Source organism: Brucella sp. GW823-FHT04E01, assembly GCF_058796175.1.
In genome coordinates, this window is record NZ_JBXAIK010000002.1 from 608,330 (window position 1) to 625,906 (window position 17,577).

The following is a 17,577-nucleotide window of genomic DNA, read 5'->3' on the forward strand; positions in this document are numbered from 1 at the left end:
GGAACCCGTGTCGTCTGGTCAGATGCGAACTTATTCTAACTGAAGCCGTAAGCTGTCATTCCTCTGACGTCATATCCTTGCCAGCTTCAGCTGTTCGTCAGAAATGGCTGGCATTGTTCTCTTCAAAGCGCATTGATCAGGAACAATGATATGATGGTAAATTACCTTGCGGCAATCTCCTTTTTAATGATCGCAGCAGGAAGCGGCGTGGCGCGAGCCGATGATGACTGCCATGTATCGATGGACAAGTGGCAATCCAGGGACGCGGTTCACGCCATGGCTACTTCTCGCGGCTGGACCGTGGCGCGGATCAAAATCGATGACGGCTGTTATGAGGTCCGTGGCTCCGACAAAACCGGAATTGCTTTCAGGGCTAAAGTTGATCCGGCTACGCTTGCTATAGTCAAAATGAAACACAAGGATCGCGAATACGATCACGACGATGACCGCCACCGCAAATCAAGACATGACGAAGAACAGCGGTCAGGCGCTGTGCCGGACACGCCCTCCAGCCCCTTGCTCGAGAAAAACTCACTGCCAAATGTCGTCGTGAAATAAGCCATCGCGCTTACCATTGAGAGCGCCTTCATCCAAGGAAAGACTTGTTATGCCTCGCAGTCCTGATCGTTATTCAAAAAGCATGGTTGTGATTCACTGGCTCACCGCCGCGTTGATCCTCGGAGCATGGTTCACGTCGGTGGGTGGACGCAGTCTGGCGGAGAATCCGCCTTTCTTGCATTTTTCTCTAGGGCTTGCCGTACTCGTGCTTGTGTTACCTCGTCTCTTTTTGCGGCTTTCCGGTGCAGCGCCGTCAGAATCTCCGGCGCAAGGCACACTTGCCCTTGCGGCAAAGGCGGGCCATGCAATCCTCTATTTGCTACTGATCGCCTTGCCGCTCAGCGGCTGGTATGCCGCCTCGCGGATGGGAGTAACGATATCCTTCTTCGGTCTTTCCGTGCCGGCCATTACGGCCCCAATGCAAGGCTCCCCCGGATTGATCGCCGAATTTCATGAGAATGCCGGCACCATTATTCTTTATCTGGCCGGCCTTCATGCGCTGATAGCGATATGGCACCAGTTCATTCTTCGCGACGGTACACTTAAGCGTATGTCGCTGCACCGATAGCTGGCGGATTTACTGTAAATGCTTGACGCGGCGGACCTGCTGGCAGGTCCGCCGTTTTCGTTTATCGCGGTTTGGAGCGGTTCATTTCTTACAAAGCGCTGAAGGAGAAACCGCATCGGTGTCAGGTGGTGTTCAGCTCTTCTTGCGAGAGTAGCGGGCATAAGCGCGGATCGATCGAGGTCCGTGTGCCGTTTCTTTGAAAGAGGCAGACTGGCATGAAAGCACTTCTTGCAGCATTGGCAATGACCACGGCGCTTACGCTTCCGGATATCGCAATGGCCCGGCCCGTAACACTGACAACGACGCTGAACAGTTATGGCGGTGACGGCGCGTATCTTGCTTATTACATCATGGATGCTGAGGGTAAATATGCCGGTAGCCTTTGGATGGCTGGCGGCAAATCCAAATATTACGAACACCTGTCCGGATGGTATCGTGCAACGGGTGGTAATACGAGCGAGATCAACGGTATCACCGGCGCGAGTGTCGGTGCGGGTCGTACGCTTGAAATCACAGTTGATTTGGCCGACGCGTTTTTTGATGCTGGCTACACATTGCACGTCGACGCTGCTGTGGAAGACATGCGCGACAGTCCCAATGAGGTGGTTATACCACTCACATCCGGCGGTGCGAAAGCTCCAGTCAAAGGACGGCGTTACATCGCAACAGCCGATTATTCTCTATAATCGGTGACCGCCATGTTCCGAGTTATCCATCGTTGGGCGGGACTTCTTCCCGCGTTGCTCCTGATTGTGCTCAGTATCAGCGGTGCAGCCCTGTCGATCTTTCCCGCTGTCGAAAGTGTCTCGTCTCCACAGGGGGAGTTGACGCTTTCGACCGCCGATCTGGCGGCGCGTGTTCAAGCGGTCTATCCGCAAGTAGAGCAAATCCGGCGGACGCCGTCCGGCCGGATGACGGCCTATTGGTTTGATAACGGTGCGCCCCGGGCGACGGTCATTGACCCCTCTACTGGTCAGGGTGTCGCGTCCGCCGATCCCAATCCGGTTGAACGTTGGCTGACAAGTCTGCATCGTTCGCTCTTTCTCGATGATAGCGGCCGCATTGTCATGGCTGCTGGTGCTGCCGCCATGCTGGTGCTGAACCTGACCGGGGTGGCGCTTGTCGTACGACGGGTCGGAGGCTGGCAGCGCTGGTTTTCGCGCCTGCGTGGTCCGCTTTCCGGGCGTCTGCATGTTGAAATCGCTCGGCTGGCCGTAGCGGGACTTTTCCTTTCGTCTGCAACGGCCCTGTGGATGACGGCTTCCACCTTCGATCTCTTGCCGGACGGCGCGGTGTCGCCGGTCATGCAGACCGAGGCAAGCGGCCGGACCGGAGCGCTACCGGCTACGATGGAACCGTTGCGGCAGATTCAGGTTGCGCAATTGCGCAGCCTGTCATTCGCCGATCCGTCTGACCCCACGGACATTCTCACCCTCAAGACCGACCGGGGAACCGGTTATATCGATCAAGGCACGGGCGCGCTTCTCGGCTGGAGCGATCTGACTGGGTGGCGACGCCTGTCGGAAACAATCTATATGCTGCATACAGGACGGGGGGCTTCCGTTTTGGGGCTGCTCCTTGGCCTGATGGCTCTTGGCGTTCCGGTCATGGCGGGTACGGGCGTTTTTCTCTGGTCCGACGGGAGTCGCGGAAGGCCGCGCATTCACGAAAACTGTGCAGCAGGACGAGCGGAGACAATCATTCTCGTCGGCAGTGAAGGCGGTAGCACATGGGGTTTTGCAGCAACATTGCATGCGGCGCTGTCCAATTCTGGCCAGACGGTTCACGCTGCGCCGATGTCGGCCTTTGATCCAGGTCGTTATCGGCAGGTCCGGCGCATTATCATTTTGGCCGCTACCTATGGCGAAGGCGATGCGCCCGCTTCGGCCAAGGGGTTCGTTGAAAGGCTCTCGCTTCAGGCAGCGGATTCGGCAATTCCGCTGGTTGTGCTCGGGTTCGGCGACAGTAGCTTTCCTGCCTACTGCGGTTTCGCGCGGGCGGTGACGGAGACGGCGCATGCCGCCGGATGGAGAATGCTCATACCCTTTGACACAGTGGACCGTCAGTCGCCGCAGGCTTTTGCCCGATGGGGGCGGAAACTCGGTGCTGCGGTGGGCATAGACCTGGAACTCACGCACCAGGCCGTTCAACCCGCCGCCGTCCCGCTTACGCTTGTGTCGCGCCGTGATTATGGTGCCGAAGTGCAAGCGCCCGCAGCAATCCTGCGCTTTGCCTTGCCGAGGCTTTCCTTCTGGCAGCAATTGCGTGGCTGCGGACTGGGGCGCTTTGTGGCCGGCGATCTCCTCGCCATCGTTCCTTCGGGATCAACCGTTCCCCGGTTTTACTCACTGGCTTCTGGACGCAACGATGGCTTTGTCGAGATCGTCGTGAGAAAACATCCGGGAGGGCTATGCTCTTCCCAGCTCTTGGAACTGGAGCCTGGAGACACGATCAGCGCTTTCCTGCGTCGCAATCCAGATTTCCATGCGGAGGATAGAACACATACGCCCCTGATATTGATCGGTGCCGGAACCGGAATCGGGCCTTTGGCGGGCTTCATCCGCGCCAATACGCGGCATCGCCCGATCCATCTGTTCTTTGGAATGCGCCGGATGAATAGCGATTTTTTCTATGGCGACGAACTCCGCGAATGGAAGCAGAAGGGGCAAGTTGCGCAGATTAGCTCTTGTTGTTCACGCGGGAAAATGCCGCGCTATGTGCAGCATGCTCTTCGGGAGGAAGCCGATGAAGTCACTCGGCTGATTCAGGAGGGGGCGCGGATCATGGTGTGTGGCGGACGCGATATGGCCAACGGAGTCTCGTCGGTTCTTGTCGACATTCTGGGTTCCACAGGGCAGACATTGGCCAATCTCAAGGCGGAGGGACGTTATGTCGAAGACGTCTACTGAGATGCAACGTTACGCTTTGAGCGGGCCTACCATGGGTACACGTTGGTCGGCATTGTTCTCTCAAACAGCGGGGTTCGATCCCCAACCCGTTCGGGTCGCACTTCAGGCGGCAGTGGACGCAGTGGACGGTGCAATGTCCACGTGGAAGCCCGATAGCAGACTGATGCAGTTGAACGCCGCGCCGGTGGGACGCTGGATAAAGGTGCCGCAGCAACTGCTGGACGTTTTGCGCCTTGCGCTCGACATTGGCCGTGCATCAGGCGGCGCGTTTGATATTGGTATGGGCGACGCCGTGAGCGCTTGGGGTTTCGGGCCTTCGGAGGCTCACCGGGAGCAGATACGGGCAGCGCTTGAGCGCAAGCGCCGACCCGCTCATGAAATCCTGGAACTGGATATCGAGGCAGGAATGGTGCGAAAGACAGCTCCCGTTTCGCTCGATCTCAATGGAATTGCCAAGGGATATGGCGTGGATCGTCTGGCGGATGGGTTGCTGACTTTCGGGATTTCGTCCGGCCTCGTCGGAATCGATGGGGAGGTGCGGACGCTCGGGTTGCGTCCAGATGGCAGTCCTTGGTCGATTGCAGTAGAGGCTCCTGACTATGATCGTCGGGCAGCTCATTCGGTTCTCGCCCTTCAGGATGCGGCGGTCGCCACCTCGGGCGATTATCGGCATTGGATTAATGTCAACGATTACCGCCTGTCGCACACCATGGACCCAAGTCGCGGTGCTCCCTTGATGGGGCCTCCGGCGTCAGTCACCGTCGTGACAGGTACCTGTGCCGAAGCGGATGCATGGGCAACAGCGCTAATGGTGCTTGGTCCGAAGACCGGCGCGGTACTGGCAAGGCGGTTACGCTTCAATGCTCTGTTCTTATTGCGTGCTGGAGGAACAGCAATTCGGTGTGAAGCTGTAGGTGACTTATTCACCAGTTCACATTCTGATTTACCATGACGTCCATTTGCCGATGTTGGGTGAGATTCTCAACGCCCGAAGCGCATTGAGGATGACAGCGACGTCAATTATCTCCTGGAGCAATGCACCCTGAACAGGTTTTAGATAACCGAACGCTGCTACGATCATGGCGATTACAGAAAGACCAATCCCAACCACAACACTTTCGACAGCAATACGCCTTGATCGCTTGGCAATTTCTATCCCGGCGCGAAGTCTGTCTATTCTATCTACGAGAAGAACGACATCGGCCGCTTCTGCCGAGGCCGCCGCTCCCCTCGCACCCATGGCAACGCCGACATCAGCCGCTGCAAGTGCGGGCGCGTCGTTGACCCCGTCTCCGACCATCATCACGGGGCCGTTCTTACGCTCGCTGAGCACGGTCAGTACCTTTTGATCGGGTGAAAGCTCGGAGTAGATGGCATCAAGCCCCAAGCCCTTGGTAATGCGTTTGGCCACTGCAGCACGATCACCTGTCGCCAGCACTAATCGCTTTACGCCGTCCTTGCGTAAGCCGCGTAACGTATCGACCACTTCGCCGCGCAAGGGATCGGCCATAATGATATAACCCGCGATGCTGCCATCTATCGCGACTGCAATCAGTGCCGCTCCAGCTTCTGTATGGGGGATTTCACTCAGTTTCGCATTGACCTGTCTCTCAACGAAGCTGTTTCCGCCGACAACGACGCTTTTGCTATCAACCCTGCCAGCCACGCCATCTCCTGCCAGTTCGCTGACGTCGGTCGGCAATACAAGATTTATACCGCGCCGCTGAGCGGCCAGTACAAGAGCCTGCGCCATCGGATGTTTGGATACCTGGTCTAGGGAGGCGGCGAAACGCAGTAGATCATTTTCGCTCAATCCTGGCTGCGCGTTGATTGAAGTAATTTGTGGGCGGCCGTCTGTCAGTGTTCCAGTCTTGTCCAGCACCAACGTGTTGATACGAGTCATGTTCTCCAATGGACGAGCACCCTTCACCAGTACGCCGAAATGAGCGGCGCGCGATAGTCCGGCAACAAGAGCGACAGGTACCGCCAGGATGAGAGGACATGGCGTCGCCACGACGAGAACGGCGACCGACCTTATCGGGTCTCCCGTGAAAAACCATGCGCAGAAGGCGATTAAGACAGTCACTATCAGAAAGCCGATAGACCATTGGTCTGCCAGCCTCGACATTGGGGCTTTCGAATGCTGGGCCTCTTCTACGAGGCGAACGATGCCAGCGTAGGTGCTATCTTTTGCTTCGTGTCTGGCAACAATATCGAAGGCATCGCCAGCATTCACTGATCCGCTCAACACATCGGCTCCGGATGTAAGCGAAATCGGAAGTGACTCTCCCGTCAAAGCAGACGTGTTTACGAAAGCTTTTACTGAAGTTACACTTCCGTCAACGGGGATGACGTCTCCCTGACGGATCAAAAGGCGGTCACCCGGGCGAATAGTATCAACGGCAATCTCGTCGAGATGGTCATCGATATAACGCATTGTCGTTCGGGGTACACGAGACAGCAAAGCGTGCATCTCACGGCGTGCCCGTCCTTCGGCAAAGCTTTCAAGAAAGGCCCCGCCGGTATACATAAGGGCGACAATCGAAGCTGCCAGCATTTCCCCAAATGCCAGAGCGGCCGACATCGACATCGCCGCGACGATGTCCAGCCCGAACTCCTTTCGCAATAGACTTCGGAGAATTTCGACGAGCAAAGCCGCCAGCACAGGCAGAGTGGCTATAGTCCAACTTAGCCGTGCCCCGTATGAGTAACCGGAGAAATGCAAGCCAAGCCCGATCACAAGTCCGCACAAGGCAAAAATCAAAAGGATTGTCTTTGATCGATCTTCACCCAAGTACCGCATCTTTGTGGTCTTCCAAGCTACGGAATGAGCGTATTATAATGCGCATTGTCCGGCGTCTTGCCAACGATGATCATTCTTCTTGGTAAAACTCGATCCAAAAAGTTTGACAGCGATCATCAGACCGCTGTGCCGACCAGAGCCCCAATACCAGCCGTGATTGCCATGGCCAATGCGCCCCAAAAGGTGACGCGAACGGTTGCCTTAAGCATATTAGCTCCTCCCGCCTTGGCGCCGATAGCGCCTAGAAACGCCAGAAACAACAAGGAAGAGATAGCAACCGCGTAAAGCAAGATGGATGGAGGCGCGATGACCGCCATCAGTAAGGGTAGGGCGGCCCCGATCGAGAACGTGGCCGCTGAGGTCAGCGCGGCTTGCACAGGCCGTGCTTCCATGTGTTCGACAATTCCCAGCTCGTCACGGGCATGCGCTTCCAGAGCATTGCGTGAGGTCAGCTGTACTGCCACCAGCCGCGCCAGTTCCGGGGTTAGGCCGCGATCAATATAGGCTTGCATCAATTCATCGAGCTCTGCTTCGGGCTGAGTTTCGAGTTCCTTGCGTTCTCTGGCAAGATCTGCCAACTCCGTATCGGATTGAGAACTGACAGAAACATACTCACCCGCCGCCATGGACATCGCGCCTGCGACAAGGCCCGCGATGCCAGCGACCACTATCTGCGTCGTTCCCGTCGAAGCAGATGCGACGCCCATAATGAGGCTGGCCGTTGAGACAATACCATCATTGGCGCCGAGTACCGCTGCGCGAAGCCATCCGATCCGGGATACGAGATGGCTTTCTGTATGCAATCGGCTCATTGAGGTACCTCCGGACATTGGATGCATATCATCTTACCTCTATCGAGACCCTTTGCTAGTGGCCTGAAAATTTGAAGTTATAGAATTCTTCTCCGGCGATTGGGCTTTTGCCTTTTTCGTTAGAGTTTCTGCGCAGGTTTTGAGAATCTTCCTTTTCGAGGGAGGCTTGAAAAGCTTAATATTATACATTATAGTATATTATATAATATTAACGTCGGAGGTAGAGATGCCCGTCACCAAAATAACTGAGAAGCTGTCGGTGTCTTCGCAGCCAAACGCGCAAGAACTCAGTGTACTCGATCGAAGCGGCTTCAAAACGCTGATCAACAACCGTCCCGATAATGAAAGCGCAGACCAGCCCGGAAGCCAAGCGGAATGCGATGCAGCCCACCAATGCGATCTCTCTTATGCATATATTCCAGCCACAATGAATACGATCACTGAAGCCGATGTGCGTGCGTTTCAGGCGGCGGTCAGAAAATCTGACGGCCCCGTGCTGGCGCATTGCAAAACAGGTACGCGTTCGCTCAACCTTCATCTTATCGGAGAGGTGTTGGATGGACGCATGTCTGTTGAAGACGTCGTACCATTCGGACATCAGCTCGGCTTTGATACCAGTGTCGCAGCATCGTGGCTCCTACACTTTGCTGACCATCGACCGCAGGTAAAAGGCTTTTTCGACAAGAGAACCTCCAGCGTTCAGTACGTGGTGTCCGATCCGGCAACTGGTATGTGCGCAATAGTGGACCCCGTTCTCGATTTTGATGAAAAGTCGGGGTCAACGGCGACGATCAATGTCGATGCAATTCTCGATTACGTTCGCGATAACAGCCTGACTGTCGAATGGATTCTAGACACCCATCCACATGCCGATCATTTTTCTGCAGCCCAGTATCTGAAGGAGAGAACCGGCGCGAAAACAGCGATAGGTGAGCATGTAACCGACGTCCAGAAGCTGTGGAAGGGAATATATAACTGGCCCGAGCTTGCCACCGATGGCTCACAATGGGATCGGCTGTTTGCCGATGGCGAGACGTTCAGGATCGGTTCCATTGATGCCAGGGTTCTGTTCTCGCCGGGGCATACGCTCGCCTCCATCACTTACGTGGTGGGCGATGCCGCCTTTGTGCATGACACAATCTTCATGCCTGACAGCGGTACGGCACGTGCGGATTTTCCCGGCGGCGATGCGAGAGCACTTTGGAAGTCGATCCAGAACATCCTAGCACTTCCAGATGAGACACGGATATTCACCGGACATGATTACCAGCCGGGGGGGCGTGCGCCGCGTTGGGAAAGCACTGTGGCGGATCAAAAGAAGTACAATTCGCACCTGGCGGGCGCATCGGAAGAGGCCTTCGTTGCCTTACGGACCAAGCGCGACAAAACGCTGCCAATGCCAAAGCTCATCTTGCATGCGCTACAGGTAAACATACGCGGCGGACGACTGCCTGAGCCAGAAGCCAACGGCAAGCGCTACCTGAAGTTTCCACTGGATGCATTGGAAGGAGTTGTATGGGAATGACCAAAGACATAACGGTAATGATGAAGGCCGGACTATCTTCGGCAGAACTGTCCTTGCGGGCGGGCGAAGTGGCTGACTTGCTAAAGACATTGTCCCATCCAGCCCGTCTGATGATTGTCTGCAGCCTGGTGGAAGGCGAATATTCCGTTGGCGAGCTGGAGGAAAAAGTCGATGTTCATCAACCGCATCTATCGCAGCATTTAACAGTGCTACGCAGTTCCTCAATCGTTGAGACGCGTCGGGAAGGAAAGCAGATATTTTATCGGCTCACCGAAGACAAGGCGGCGCACCTGGTCGCCTCCCTTTACGACATCTTCTGCGTGGAGAAGGCAAAATGAGCACATACCTGTCTTCGCTTACTGGAGGAATGTTGATCGGCACTTCCGCCGCGATGCTTCTGATCCTCAATGGCAGGATTGCGGGAATAAGCGGAATTGTCGGACGCCTCGTACAGGGAAGTACACTGTCGACCAACCTCGCCTTTGTTCTGGGGCTCGTATTAGGGCCAATCATATATCTGATGGTGTTCGGTAATTGGCCAGCTGTTCAAACTACTGCCGGGTGGCCGCTGATCATCGTAGCCGGGCTTCTTGTCGGCTTTGGTTCGCGCATGGGATCTGGCTGCACCAGCGGTCATGGTGTCTTGGGGTTGGCTCGTCTGTCACCGCGATCCATGGTAGCGGTTACGACCTTTCTGACAACCGGGGTGATTGCTGTTACAGTGCTGAGAGGTCTGGGTCTATGAACCGCAAGATTTATCAATTCTGCGGGGCTCTTGCCTCAGGTGTTGTTTTCGGCTTCGGACTGTCGTTGTCCGGAATGCTCAACCCCGTCCGCGTCAAGGGCTTTCTCGACATTTTCGGCGCATGGGACCCAAGTCTTGCCTTTGTTCTCGGTGGAGCCGTCATCGTTGCCTTCGTTGGCGTTCAGATAACGAAACGAATGCGGCATCCTGCGTTCGACGACAGTTTTCATGTGCCAACGAACCGGCGTATCGACGCGCCTCTTATCATAGGCTCGGCGCTGTTCGGTCTGGGATGGGGCATTGGCGGCTTTTGTCCTGGTCCCGCTATTGCGTCGCTTGCGGTTGGGCTGCCACAAACCGTTCTGTTCGTCATCGCCATGCTGGTGGGGATGATCGTGCATGATAGAACTGGGAGCAGACGGAGTTGAGTAGCTCTTTCTTTACGGCAGTTGGCTCCGGAGGTGTTGTGGGCTTCATGCTGGGATTGCTCGGTGGCGGCGGCTCAATCCTGGCAACACCGCTACTCTTGTATGTTGTCGGTGTGAGCCAGCCCCATGTCGCCATCGGTACGGGTGCACTTGCTGTTTCGGTCAACGCGTTCGCGAATTTTACGAGCCATGCCCTGAAGGGGAACGTCTGGTGGCGCTGTGGCGCTGTCTTCTCTGCACTAGGCGTTATCGGGGCACTTATCGGTTCCAGTCTTGGAAAAGCTTTAGACGGTGATCGTCTCATCTTTCTGTTCGGCATCCTCATGATCGTCGTTGGACTGTTCATGTTGAAGCCCAAAAAGAGATTGGACGTCGAGCGCCGCCCGGTCGACCTAAGAATGTGTCTCGTTACAGCAGCTATAGCTCTTGCCTCTGGCGCGGCATCCGGATTCTTCGGTATCGGCGGGGGCTTCCTGATTGTGCCCGGTTTGATGTTGGCAACAGGTATGCCGATGATCAACGCAATCGGCACGTCCCTTCTCTCGGTGGGCGCTTTTGGACTGGCCACGGCTTTGAACTATGCCAGTTCCGGTCTAATCGACTGGTGGCTTGCAGCTGAGTTTATCGGAGGTGGCATTATAGGAGGGGTATTCGGAATGATGCTCGCCACGCGATTGAGTGCATACAAGAACGTCTTAAACCGAATATTCGCCACGATAATCTTCATTGTTGCGGCATATATCCTGTATCGCAACGGAGTCAGTTTCGGCTAACCGTATGGCAATTCTTGAAGGTCGGCGAAAAAAACAAGGGCTCTTATGCGGCCAACGCCATCACTTTTGAATGAAAATGAACCAATAATCCCAATTGCGGAGACGCCGTGCTGGTCGTTGAAAGCCTTTTCGCTACTACCTAACAACGAGCACTGATGTTCTCGCTTGCACAATGATTTCATTGGTTTGGCTGCCCAGAACAAGGCGTTGAACTCCCGAATAACCGTGAGTTGCAACCACAATTAGGTCACAGTGGAGCGAGTCAGCTGCCGTGCTTATTGCATCCGATGGAATGGGATTTATAAGATGCACAACATCGGTTTCAACCCGTAGATCGTTTGCTAAGTCCTTGGCGTGACCCAGAACCTTGGAGGCAAATTTTTCCCAGCTTTGATTATATCTAACGACAATATCCTCATCATCAAGCATACCTCCAAATATGCCCGAATTGCTATATGGTGCTGTTACAGTTACAATAGTTACTTTACATCGCAGGAATTGGGCCAATGAGAGACCTTGGACAACACATCGTTCTGCAAGTTCGGAGCCATCCGTCGCAATAAGAATATGTTTGAACATTCTAGTCTCCTTTAAGAGCGTATGCTTGGCCAACATTCGTTCAGTGAAGAACTGCTTAGAACCACTATAATAGATGCAACCAACGCTTTTCAACTCTATCAACCTGATAGGCTTTATTTTTGCCGCGTACGTTTATTCCAACATACTCGCGGATGCAGAAGCAGCTTCAGAACAGTTTGTCTCCGTTCTTAAGGAGCCAGAGGATTTAATCGTTCTTTACTGCTTCCGTGGGCCGTTTTGAGGATGATTGGTTCATCTGGTGTAAGGCCATTTCCAATCTCTGATTTCCGGCATGTCCTCGCCATGCTCGCAAACGTATTTCTTATGCAATGTCAGTTTTTCCTCGAAGTTGGCAATCAGAGGTAGCGCTACCTCGTTATTTAATGGCAGACGTCTTATCGCCTCAATCGCCAGATGAAAGCGGTCCAGTTTGTCGAGAACTGCCATATCGAAAGGCGTTGTCGTTGCCCCCTTTTCGATGAAGCTTTGCACGTGGACGTTAGGGTGGTTGGCAGGCTTACAGTGAAAATGAGTGAGTCGAGACCGCCAAGAGTGGAAGCAAGACGGGCAATTTCACCAGCTATACGCAGAGTGAATACTTCAAGAGCCTCACAGGCCTGTGGTGTGTTGCATTCAAGGAGATCGCGCGTATCACCGCTTATTCCCGAAAGTTCGAAAAGGCCCGAGCGATGATAGAGCAAATCTGATAGCGCGTCTGGAAGCATGTTCTCTTGTTGCAGAAAATAAAGAAGCAAGCCCGGATCGAGTGCCCCGCAGCGGGTTGCCATCGGAATACCGTCCAGTGTTGGGAAGCTCATGCTTGTATCGATGCTTTTGCCGGCCTTGATGGCGCAAAGATTGGTTCCGCTGCCTAAATGTGCGACTACGATCCTTCCAACAGCAAGCTGTGGCTGTTTCTGGGAAAACTGCAGATTATCGACTTATAGGAGAGGCCATGAAAGCCATATCGCTTTAAATCACGCTCGTGGAATTCACGCGGAAGCGCGAAACGGCGAATGACTTCCGGGGTAGTTTGATCAAACGCGGTATCAAAGGATACGGTTTGCTTGACGTGCGGAAAGAGCTTTTGGATGCCTCTGATTAAAGCGACGCTTTTCGCTTGGTGCAACGGAGCAAAACTTGACAGTCTTTCAATTGCGTTGATGCGCTTATCATCGACCAAGATTGGCTGGATGAATTGGTCACCGCAGCATAAGCCTGAAGGACCAGTTTTGTAGAACGTATATCAAGAGGACTACCGGGACTCGGTCTAGGGTTCAGATGATAAGCCGCAGAACAATATGAGGCCCGGCGATTATTGGTCGCCGTTTCCCTCCCAAAAAATGTTCAACCTCTGCAAGTTTCATTTCGACTTGGCGATTCTTGAAAGCTTGTCAGAAAACGCTTGTCTGTTTCAGGGCTCGGCGGATATTGACTGCTTTGCGCGTAATTCCGGTCATTCGAGGAATTTTTGCCACTCCCTGAAAGCGGACGCTGAAAATCGATATCCTCAGGCAACCCGAGCGTATCACATAGTGCCTTCACCGACAGCGCGTTCCGGCTAGTTGAGCATGCGCGGCTCGGCGCAGGTGGTCATGTTGAAGCGCATTTGGATTACTCCTTGCCATATCATTCGCTACGAGCGTTAATCTCGAGCTCCATTGCTTGTTCGACCCTGTCGAGGGCCTGCTCCCAAGTCTCTCCTGCAGATGCGGGCGCAAGGTGAGGCTTCAACGCAGCAAAGTTTTGATGGATTTCACGCCGCGAAAGCCGCGCCCGTCGCAAATGTACGTTAAGCGCGGCTTTCTCATGAAAATTGAACCCATTTTTCACGCATCGACCAAGCTGGCTCATGGCAGCCGGAAGGGGGGTGGGGCTTTCTTCACCAGCGTGGGAACGCTCGTGTAACAGCGCCGGCAATCCAAACAGGAATGAGAGTTCCGGAACCACTCTGAGGGCAAAGCGTCTTGCCCCAAGACAGGTTTTCAAGTTTTTTGGTTTCGTGCCAAGCGCGAGCTCTAATTCCGTTAGCGGCGCGCCTCTCATCCACAGCCAGACGAGCTTACTTAAAATCGGCAGCGCCATGGCCGCCTTCTTTTCTGCGGTGTCGAGGGCTTCATATTTCTTCTTCCCGAACAGATCAGACATAGTCTCAGGGCGGAAGACAAGCTCAATCAGCTCCGGATTATCCGACAGCCACCGGAAAAACCATCTTCGCCACATGGGAATGGTTGCATCAGCTTCGGGGCCATCCTTTTCCAAAGCTGCAGAGAGCTGTTTGACGAGTTCCAAAGACAGCCCAAGGCTGGCTGCCACTTGGTTCTCGATCAATTCCTGTTCGGTTTCTTGGCCTTGGTCGCCATAAAAGTTCTTGGCCGCCTCGATGCGCTCAGCGAGCCAAGCAGCGTTGTCGTTCTTGCGAGCAAGATAACCCCCGAAACTCGACGAAATTGCGCCACTAAGGCTTTCAAGTTGGGCCTCTTGATTGTTTCCCTTGGCAAGACGAGCGATGGCATATTTTTCAATGTCGCCCGTGCTGCCCAGACCGGCGTGGACGCGGTCGAGGATTGCTGTAAGCGGGTCATCGATGGTCAAACACTGGTCTGACTGACCAAATATCTTCTGAAGAGCAGTCCAATGGTTGCCAATCTTGGAGTCTGTGACGTCAAATCCAATCACCTTGCCAGGAACGACCAGCACGATCCCACTTGCACTCTCACCGGCGCGCCCCGCTCGTCCCGCGGCGTTGAGAAGTTCTTGCGCCTGTAGAATCTCCCGTTTGTCGCTGGCCTCGTCGAACCGACTATCTTCTCCGATTATAACAAGCTCGCTAGGGAGATTCATGCCCTGTGCCAAGGTTGAAGTCGCAGCGAGGACTTTGATCCCGTTACGCCTCTTATAGATCGATTCGCACAAGAAACGTTCTTCCGGAAGAAGAAGCCCATGATGAACAGCGGCAGCGTCCACTGCGCGACCGTTCTTCAATCGCATATAGAGATGATCGGGGCCCCCAAGTTCCAAAGTTGCCATTTGCGCCCATCGCGCTTCGGTTTCGAGCAGCTTGATTGAGACATTTCCCAATAGCTCGGACATCTGCTTAGCAGCGCTCGCGGCATTCTTTATCGTCTGAAAAAATACCAGCGTTTTGATGCCGCTTTCTACGGCAGCGGCTGCGACTGCGGAGGACACGGCAACGGCGTTAGGGGTCAGCTTCCAATACTGATTACCAGATAACTGTACTGTATCGTCAAGGAGCTGCACCAAGGTGTAATCATTGCGTTTTGTCGTCGCCCACGTTTGCTTCAGACTGAATAAAGCCAGTGGTACGGCGTTCAACTGGCGCTTGTCGTTTACGCCCGGAGCCTTGGTTTCTCCCTTGCGCCGAGCTACACGAAGGACTTTCTCCAATTCTTCGACCGTCTCTTGCTTATAGACGACTGAGCCGCGAAGTTGGCGGGTCGGCTTCCAGGCGAGAGAAAGCGACAGGCACGGTCTATTTGTGAGCTCGCTTATCCATTCAGCGATGTCATCGGTATTTTTCATCATTGCAGATAGAAGAAGAAAGTCTAAGCCGCCCGCGATTTGGGGCAGAATAAGTATGCAAAGCATGGCGTCGATCGCGCGACGGTCATTCGGCCTGTCGCTAGGATGAAGCAGATGACATTCATCGAAGACCATCAGCCCAACGTCTGCAAACACAGAAGGCTCGATGCTCATTTGCGCGAGGCAGGCCTCGGGCGTCATGACAAAAACTTCTGCTAGCTCTCCATCTTTAGAAGCAAAGCCGAATTCATCTTGACGCTCACCTTGGACTGAGGCGGTTGGAAATGCTGACCGAAGCGCCGATGCGGTTTGTTCCACCAGAGCATGGGTGGGGCAAAGGAAAATCACGCTCTTTCCGAGCAGCAGCGTGGCGTTGATCTTCAACTCTGCAAGGGTCGATTTTCCCGCGCCGGTAGGAAAGCCCACGGCAGCGGACGTACCCGGAGAAAGATAACCTTGCGCAATCGCATCACGATGGTTTCGCCAGAGATAGGGTCTGTTGCGGGCAACGCGCCGCATACTCTGCTGCCAGGAATCCTGATCGACATCGTCGGGCGGAGGTATATCGGTAACTGCGCTTCCAATGAGGTCTTTTGAGACTGCGATCAGCAAAGACGCAAGATGGCAAGGTCCGGCAAACGCGCTACCAAAAACGGGCTCGTAATCGTCGATGTAATCCGCATTTTCGCCAACGCTTAAGTTCCGTACCTTCAGAAAGACGTCTATCGGATCAGCAACCCCTTCGAGCGGATCGCCAAGGAGCCTGTGAGCCAAAGCTCGAACCCCCCGTAGGATTTCAAGATAAAGGGCATGGGTGGCACTCTCTCCGAGATCGGTCGAATAGATGTTCTCCGAGTCGGGAACAGGACGTTCAATCAAGCTTACGAGCTTTCCCATGGCGAGATCACACAAGCTTGCAATCAACGAAGCCTCAACTGGCTTCTGCTCTTCCAGTCTGATTGCGCGCGCAACCTCAGCGGCATCTGCGCTGGCTTCCGCGACAAGGAAGAGCAGCATTGCTGCGACATCGCTAGTTATCGCACTTGCCGTCAGTGACGCATACTCAGTCTCTTCATACAGGAGCTGGTCTGCATTGAAGGAAAGCTGGTGCGCAGTAGCGGCGACGAACGCTGCGGCGCTTCTATCCTCTCTTTCGGGCACAACCGACACTAGCGCTTCATTCGTGAACGCAAGACGCCTAATGGTCTCAACAAGCTCCTGTAGGTTTTCGGGGATTTCATCGGCAGATTGCCGAAACCGGACTCGGGCCGCCGCGATCTGAGCGAACGCCTCCGTCAAAATGTCCGGTAAGTTTTCGCGATCGAGACCATCAAGAGCAGGTGTTGACCGGATCAGGGCAGAGGTCGATTGATCATACATTTTCGGCCTCCATCTCGTGGACGGCATTGATTGCTCTTTCGGCCAGATTGTTCATCCATTTGCGGAGGTTAGCCTGGTAAAGCGTCTCGGCGCGCCTGCAAACTACGTCACGAGCGGGAACCACTTTCTTGTAGCCTCTGAAGAGGGCTTTGCGACCGTCGTCGGAGTGCTCATCGTCGCCAACCGTTATGGCAACGCAATAGGATCGGGAGTTTTGCCAAATGATTGTGCTAACAGCCTGATCAACATCGACGTGACCATTCCGCTCTAGAATGGTAGCTACCTCTGCAACGAGTTCATTGTCGCGGCGTCCGGTCTCCAATGATTGGAACTCCGGCCAAACTTGGCTAGTGATCAAATTTCTCGGATTGCCTGTGGCTTTCTGTTCGCAGATGACGACGGACAGTACAGTGCCGTTGCTGGTGTCGAGCCTCAGCTGTACGCCATCAAAACCTTTGTGGGCATGAATCATATGCGGCGCGGCTTTCAGTGTATCGGGGCTGTGCAAATGGGCAGCAATCCACGCTAGAACCTGAAAGAGCCAGCCGTCTCGATGCCATGGCTTCTTCGGATCAGCAGCCGTCAATAGGCGAATCGCGCCATCTACCGCTGACGGCGATGGTGCATAATCAATACAGTCAGTTTCCTGAAGTATCTTTACTACGTGACGCGCTTGTCCGAGCGCCACTTTCGCCACCAGCTTGGCAAGCTGTTCTTCATCAGTGATCGTCCAATCATCACCTGCCCAATGTTTATTATTTGAAATCGGCTTAAACGTTATCATTGGAAGACGGGTGCTCCGATATTTGAAACAAGATTGGTACCCTACTTGGGGCCTAAGGTTTTTGGCTACCAGATTTTTTGGTTTAATACGCTTTCAAGACCGTGAAGCTATGTCGCTTTTTTGGGGAGATGTCCCTAATGGGTGGTCCGAGCCAGGTGTTATTGCATAAC

15 protein-coding genes and 2 pseudogenes are annotated in these 17,577 nt (G+C 54.2%); 10 read left to right on the forward strand and 7 right to left on the reverse strand.

Translation table 11 applies throughout. The features are described 5' to 3' along the window. Positions 1-150: 150 nt before the first annotated feature. From AC1RHM_RS08250 to AC1RHM_RS08270, 5 genes are all read left to right on the forward strand, one after another. Positions 151-558 carry a PepSY domain-containing protein gene (locus AC1RHM_RS08250; RefSeq protein WP_241084532.1) on the forward strand — a complete coding sequence of 136 codons (408 nt, stop codon included), beginning with the start codon at positions 151-153 and terminating at the stop codon, positions 556-558. A gap of 49 nt (positions 559-607) precedes the next feature. Continuing rightward, positions 608-1,126 carry a cytochrome b gene (locus AC1RHM_RS08255; RefSeq protein ID WP_151895767.1) on the forward strand — a complete coding sequence of 173 codons (519 nt, stop codon included), beginning with the start codon at positions 608-610 and terminating at the stop codon, positions 1,124-1,126. Positions 1,127-1,341: 215 nt separating this feature from the next. After that, positions 1,342-1,812 (forward strand): DUF2271 domain-containing protein, encoded by a 471-nt coding sequence (locus AC1RHM_RS08260; RefSeq protein ID WP_151576649.1) that lies wholly within the window; start codon positions 1,342-1,344, stop codon positions 1,810-1,812. Positions 1,813-1,824: 12 nt separating this feature from the next. Beyond that, on the forward strand, positions 1,825-4,035 hold the full coding sequence (locus AC1RHM_RS08265; protein WP_151895768.1) for a PepSY domain-containing protein: 2,211 nt from the start codon (positions 1,825-1,827) through the stop codon (positions 4,033-4,035). Then, complete coding sequence (locus AC1RHM_RS08270) at positions 4,016-4,987, forward strand: FAD:protein FMN transferase (protein WP_063620596.1); 972 nt, start codon at positions 4,016-4,018, stop codon at positions 4,985-4,987. Before AC1RHM_RS08265 ends, AC1RHM_RS08270 begins: the two co-directional genes overlap by 20 nt. Here AC1RHM_RS08270 and AC1RHM_RS08275 read toward each other — a convergent pair. Both AC1RHM_RS08275 and AC1RHM_RS08280 read right to left on the reverse strand, forming a co-directional pair. Beyond that, the gene (locus tag AC1RHM_RS08275) at positions 4,979-6,838 is read right to left on the reverse strand and encodes a heavy metal translocating P-type ATPase (protein WP_063620595.1); all 1,860 of its coding nucleotides are present in this window, start codon (positions 6,836-6,838) and stop codon (positions 4,979-4,981) included. The two genes, AC1RHM_RS08270 and AC1RHM_RS08275, sit on opposite strands and share 9 nt — an antisense overlap. A gap of 116 nt (positions 6,839-6,954) precedes the next feature. Further along, positions 6,955-7,650, reverse strand: coding sequence for a VIT1/CCC1 transporter family protein (locus tag AC1RHM_RS08280; protein ID WP_063620594.1), 696 nt, complete (start codon positions 7,648-7,650; stop codon positions 6,955-6,957). 226 nt (positions 7,651-7,876) lie between these two features. Here AC1RHM_RS08280 and blh point away from each other — a divergent pair, with 226 nt between their 5' ends. Genes blh through AC1RHM_RS08305 form a run of 5 tightly spaced genes read left to right on the forward strand, consistent with a single transcriptional unit; the run spans position 7,877 to position 11,121 of the window. Further along, a complete protein-coding gene (gene blh / locus AC1RHM_RS08285; RefSeq protein WP_151895769.1) occupies positions 7,877-9,175 on the forward strand; it encodes a bifunctional sulfur transferase/dioxygenase Blh in 1,299 nt (432 codons plus the stop codon). Beyond that, a complete protein-coding gene (gene bigR / locus AC1RHM_RS08290) occupies positions 9,166-9,513 on the forward strand; it encodes a sulfite-sensing transcriptional repressor BigR (protein WP_094514968.1) in 348 nt (115 codons plus the stop codon). The genes blh and bigR overlap by 10 nt, the downstream gene beginning before the upstream one ends. Beyond that, a complete protein-coding gene (locus AC1RHM_RS08295) occupies positions 9,510-9,920 on the forward strand; it encodes a YeeE/YedE family protein (RefSeq protein ID WP_063620592.1) in 411 nt (136 codons plus the stop codon). The genes bigR and AC1RHM_RS08295 overlap by 4 nt, the downstream gene beginning before the upstream one ends. Continuing rightward, the gene (locus tag AC1RHM_RS08300) at positions 9,917-10,348 is read left to right on the forward strand and encodes a YeeE/YedE family protein (protein WP_063620591.1); all 432 of its coding nucleotides are present in this window, start codon (positions 9,917-9,919) and stop codon (positions 10,346-10,348) included. The genes AC1RHM_RS08295 and AC1RHM_RS08300 overlap by 4 nt, the downstream gene beginning before the upstream one ends. After that, a complete protein-coding gene (locus AC1RHM_RS08305; protein WP_094514969.1) occupies positions 10,345-11,121 on the forward strand; it encodes a sulfite exporter TauE/SafE family protein in 777 nt (258 codons plus the stop codon). Before AC1RHM_RS08300 ends, AC1RHM_RS08305 begins: the two co-directional genes overlap by 4 nt. A gap of 135 nt (positions 11,122-11,256) precedes the next feature. On the opposite strand, the gene AC1RHM_RS08310 is transcribed toward AC1RHM_RS08305, so the two are convergent. The 5 genes and pseudogenes from AC1RHM_RS08310 to AC1RHM_RS08330 all read right to left on the reverse strand — a co-directional run bounded on the left by AC1RHM_RS08310 (position 11,257) and on the right by AC1RHM_RS08330 (position 17,407). Continuing rightward, entirely contained in the window at positions 11,257-11,700 is a 444-nt protein-coding gene (locus AC1RHM_RS08310; protein ID WP_166942647.1) for a universal stress protein, read from the reverse strand. A gap of 252 nt (positions 11,701-11,952) precedes the next feature. Next, a pseudogene (locus AC1RHM_RS08315) lies at positions 11,953-12,219 on the reverse strand (phosphoketolase family protein); the annotation flags it as partial. Beyond that, positions 12,168-12,907 (reverse strand): annotated as a pseudogene (locus AC1RHM_RS08320) (acetate/propionate family kinase); the annotation flags it as partial. The pseudogenes AC1RHM_RS08315 and AC1RHM_RS08320, both read right to left, overlap by 52 nt. Before the next feature lie 422 nt (positions 12,908-13,329). Further along, positions 13,330-16,623 (reverse strand): DEAD/DEAH box helicase, encoded by a 3,294-nt coding sequence (locus tag AC1RHM_RS08325; RefSeq protein ID WP_036589620.1) that lies wholly within the window; start codon positions 16,621-16,623, stop codon positions 13,330-13,332. After that, positions 16,616-17,407: a hypothetical protein gene (locus AC1RHM_RS08330; protein ID WP_036589618.1), complete on the reverse strand. Its 792-nt coding sequence runs from the start codon at positions 17,405-17,407 to the stop codon at positions 16,616-16,618. Before AC1RHM_RS08330 ends, AC1RHM_RS08325 begins: the two co-directional genes overlap by 8 nt. Between the last annotated feature and the right edge of the window lie 170 nt (positions 17,408-17,577).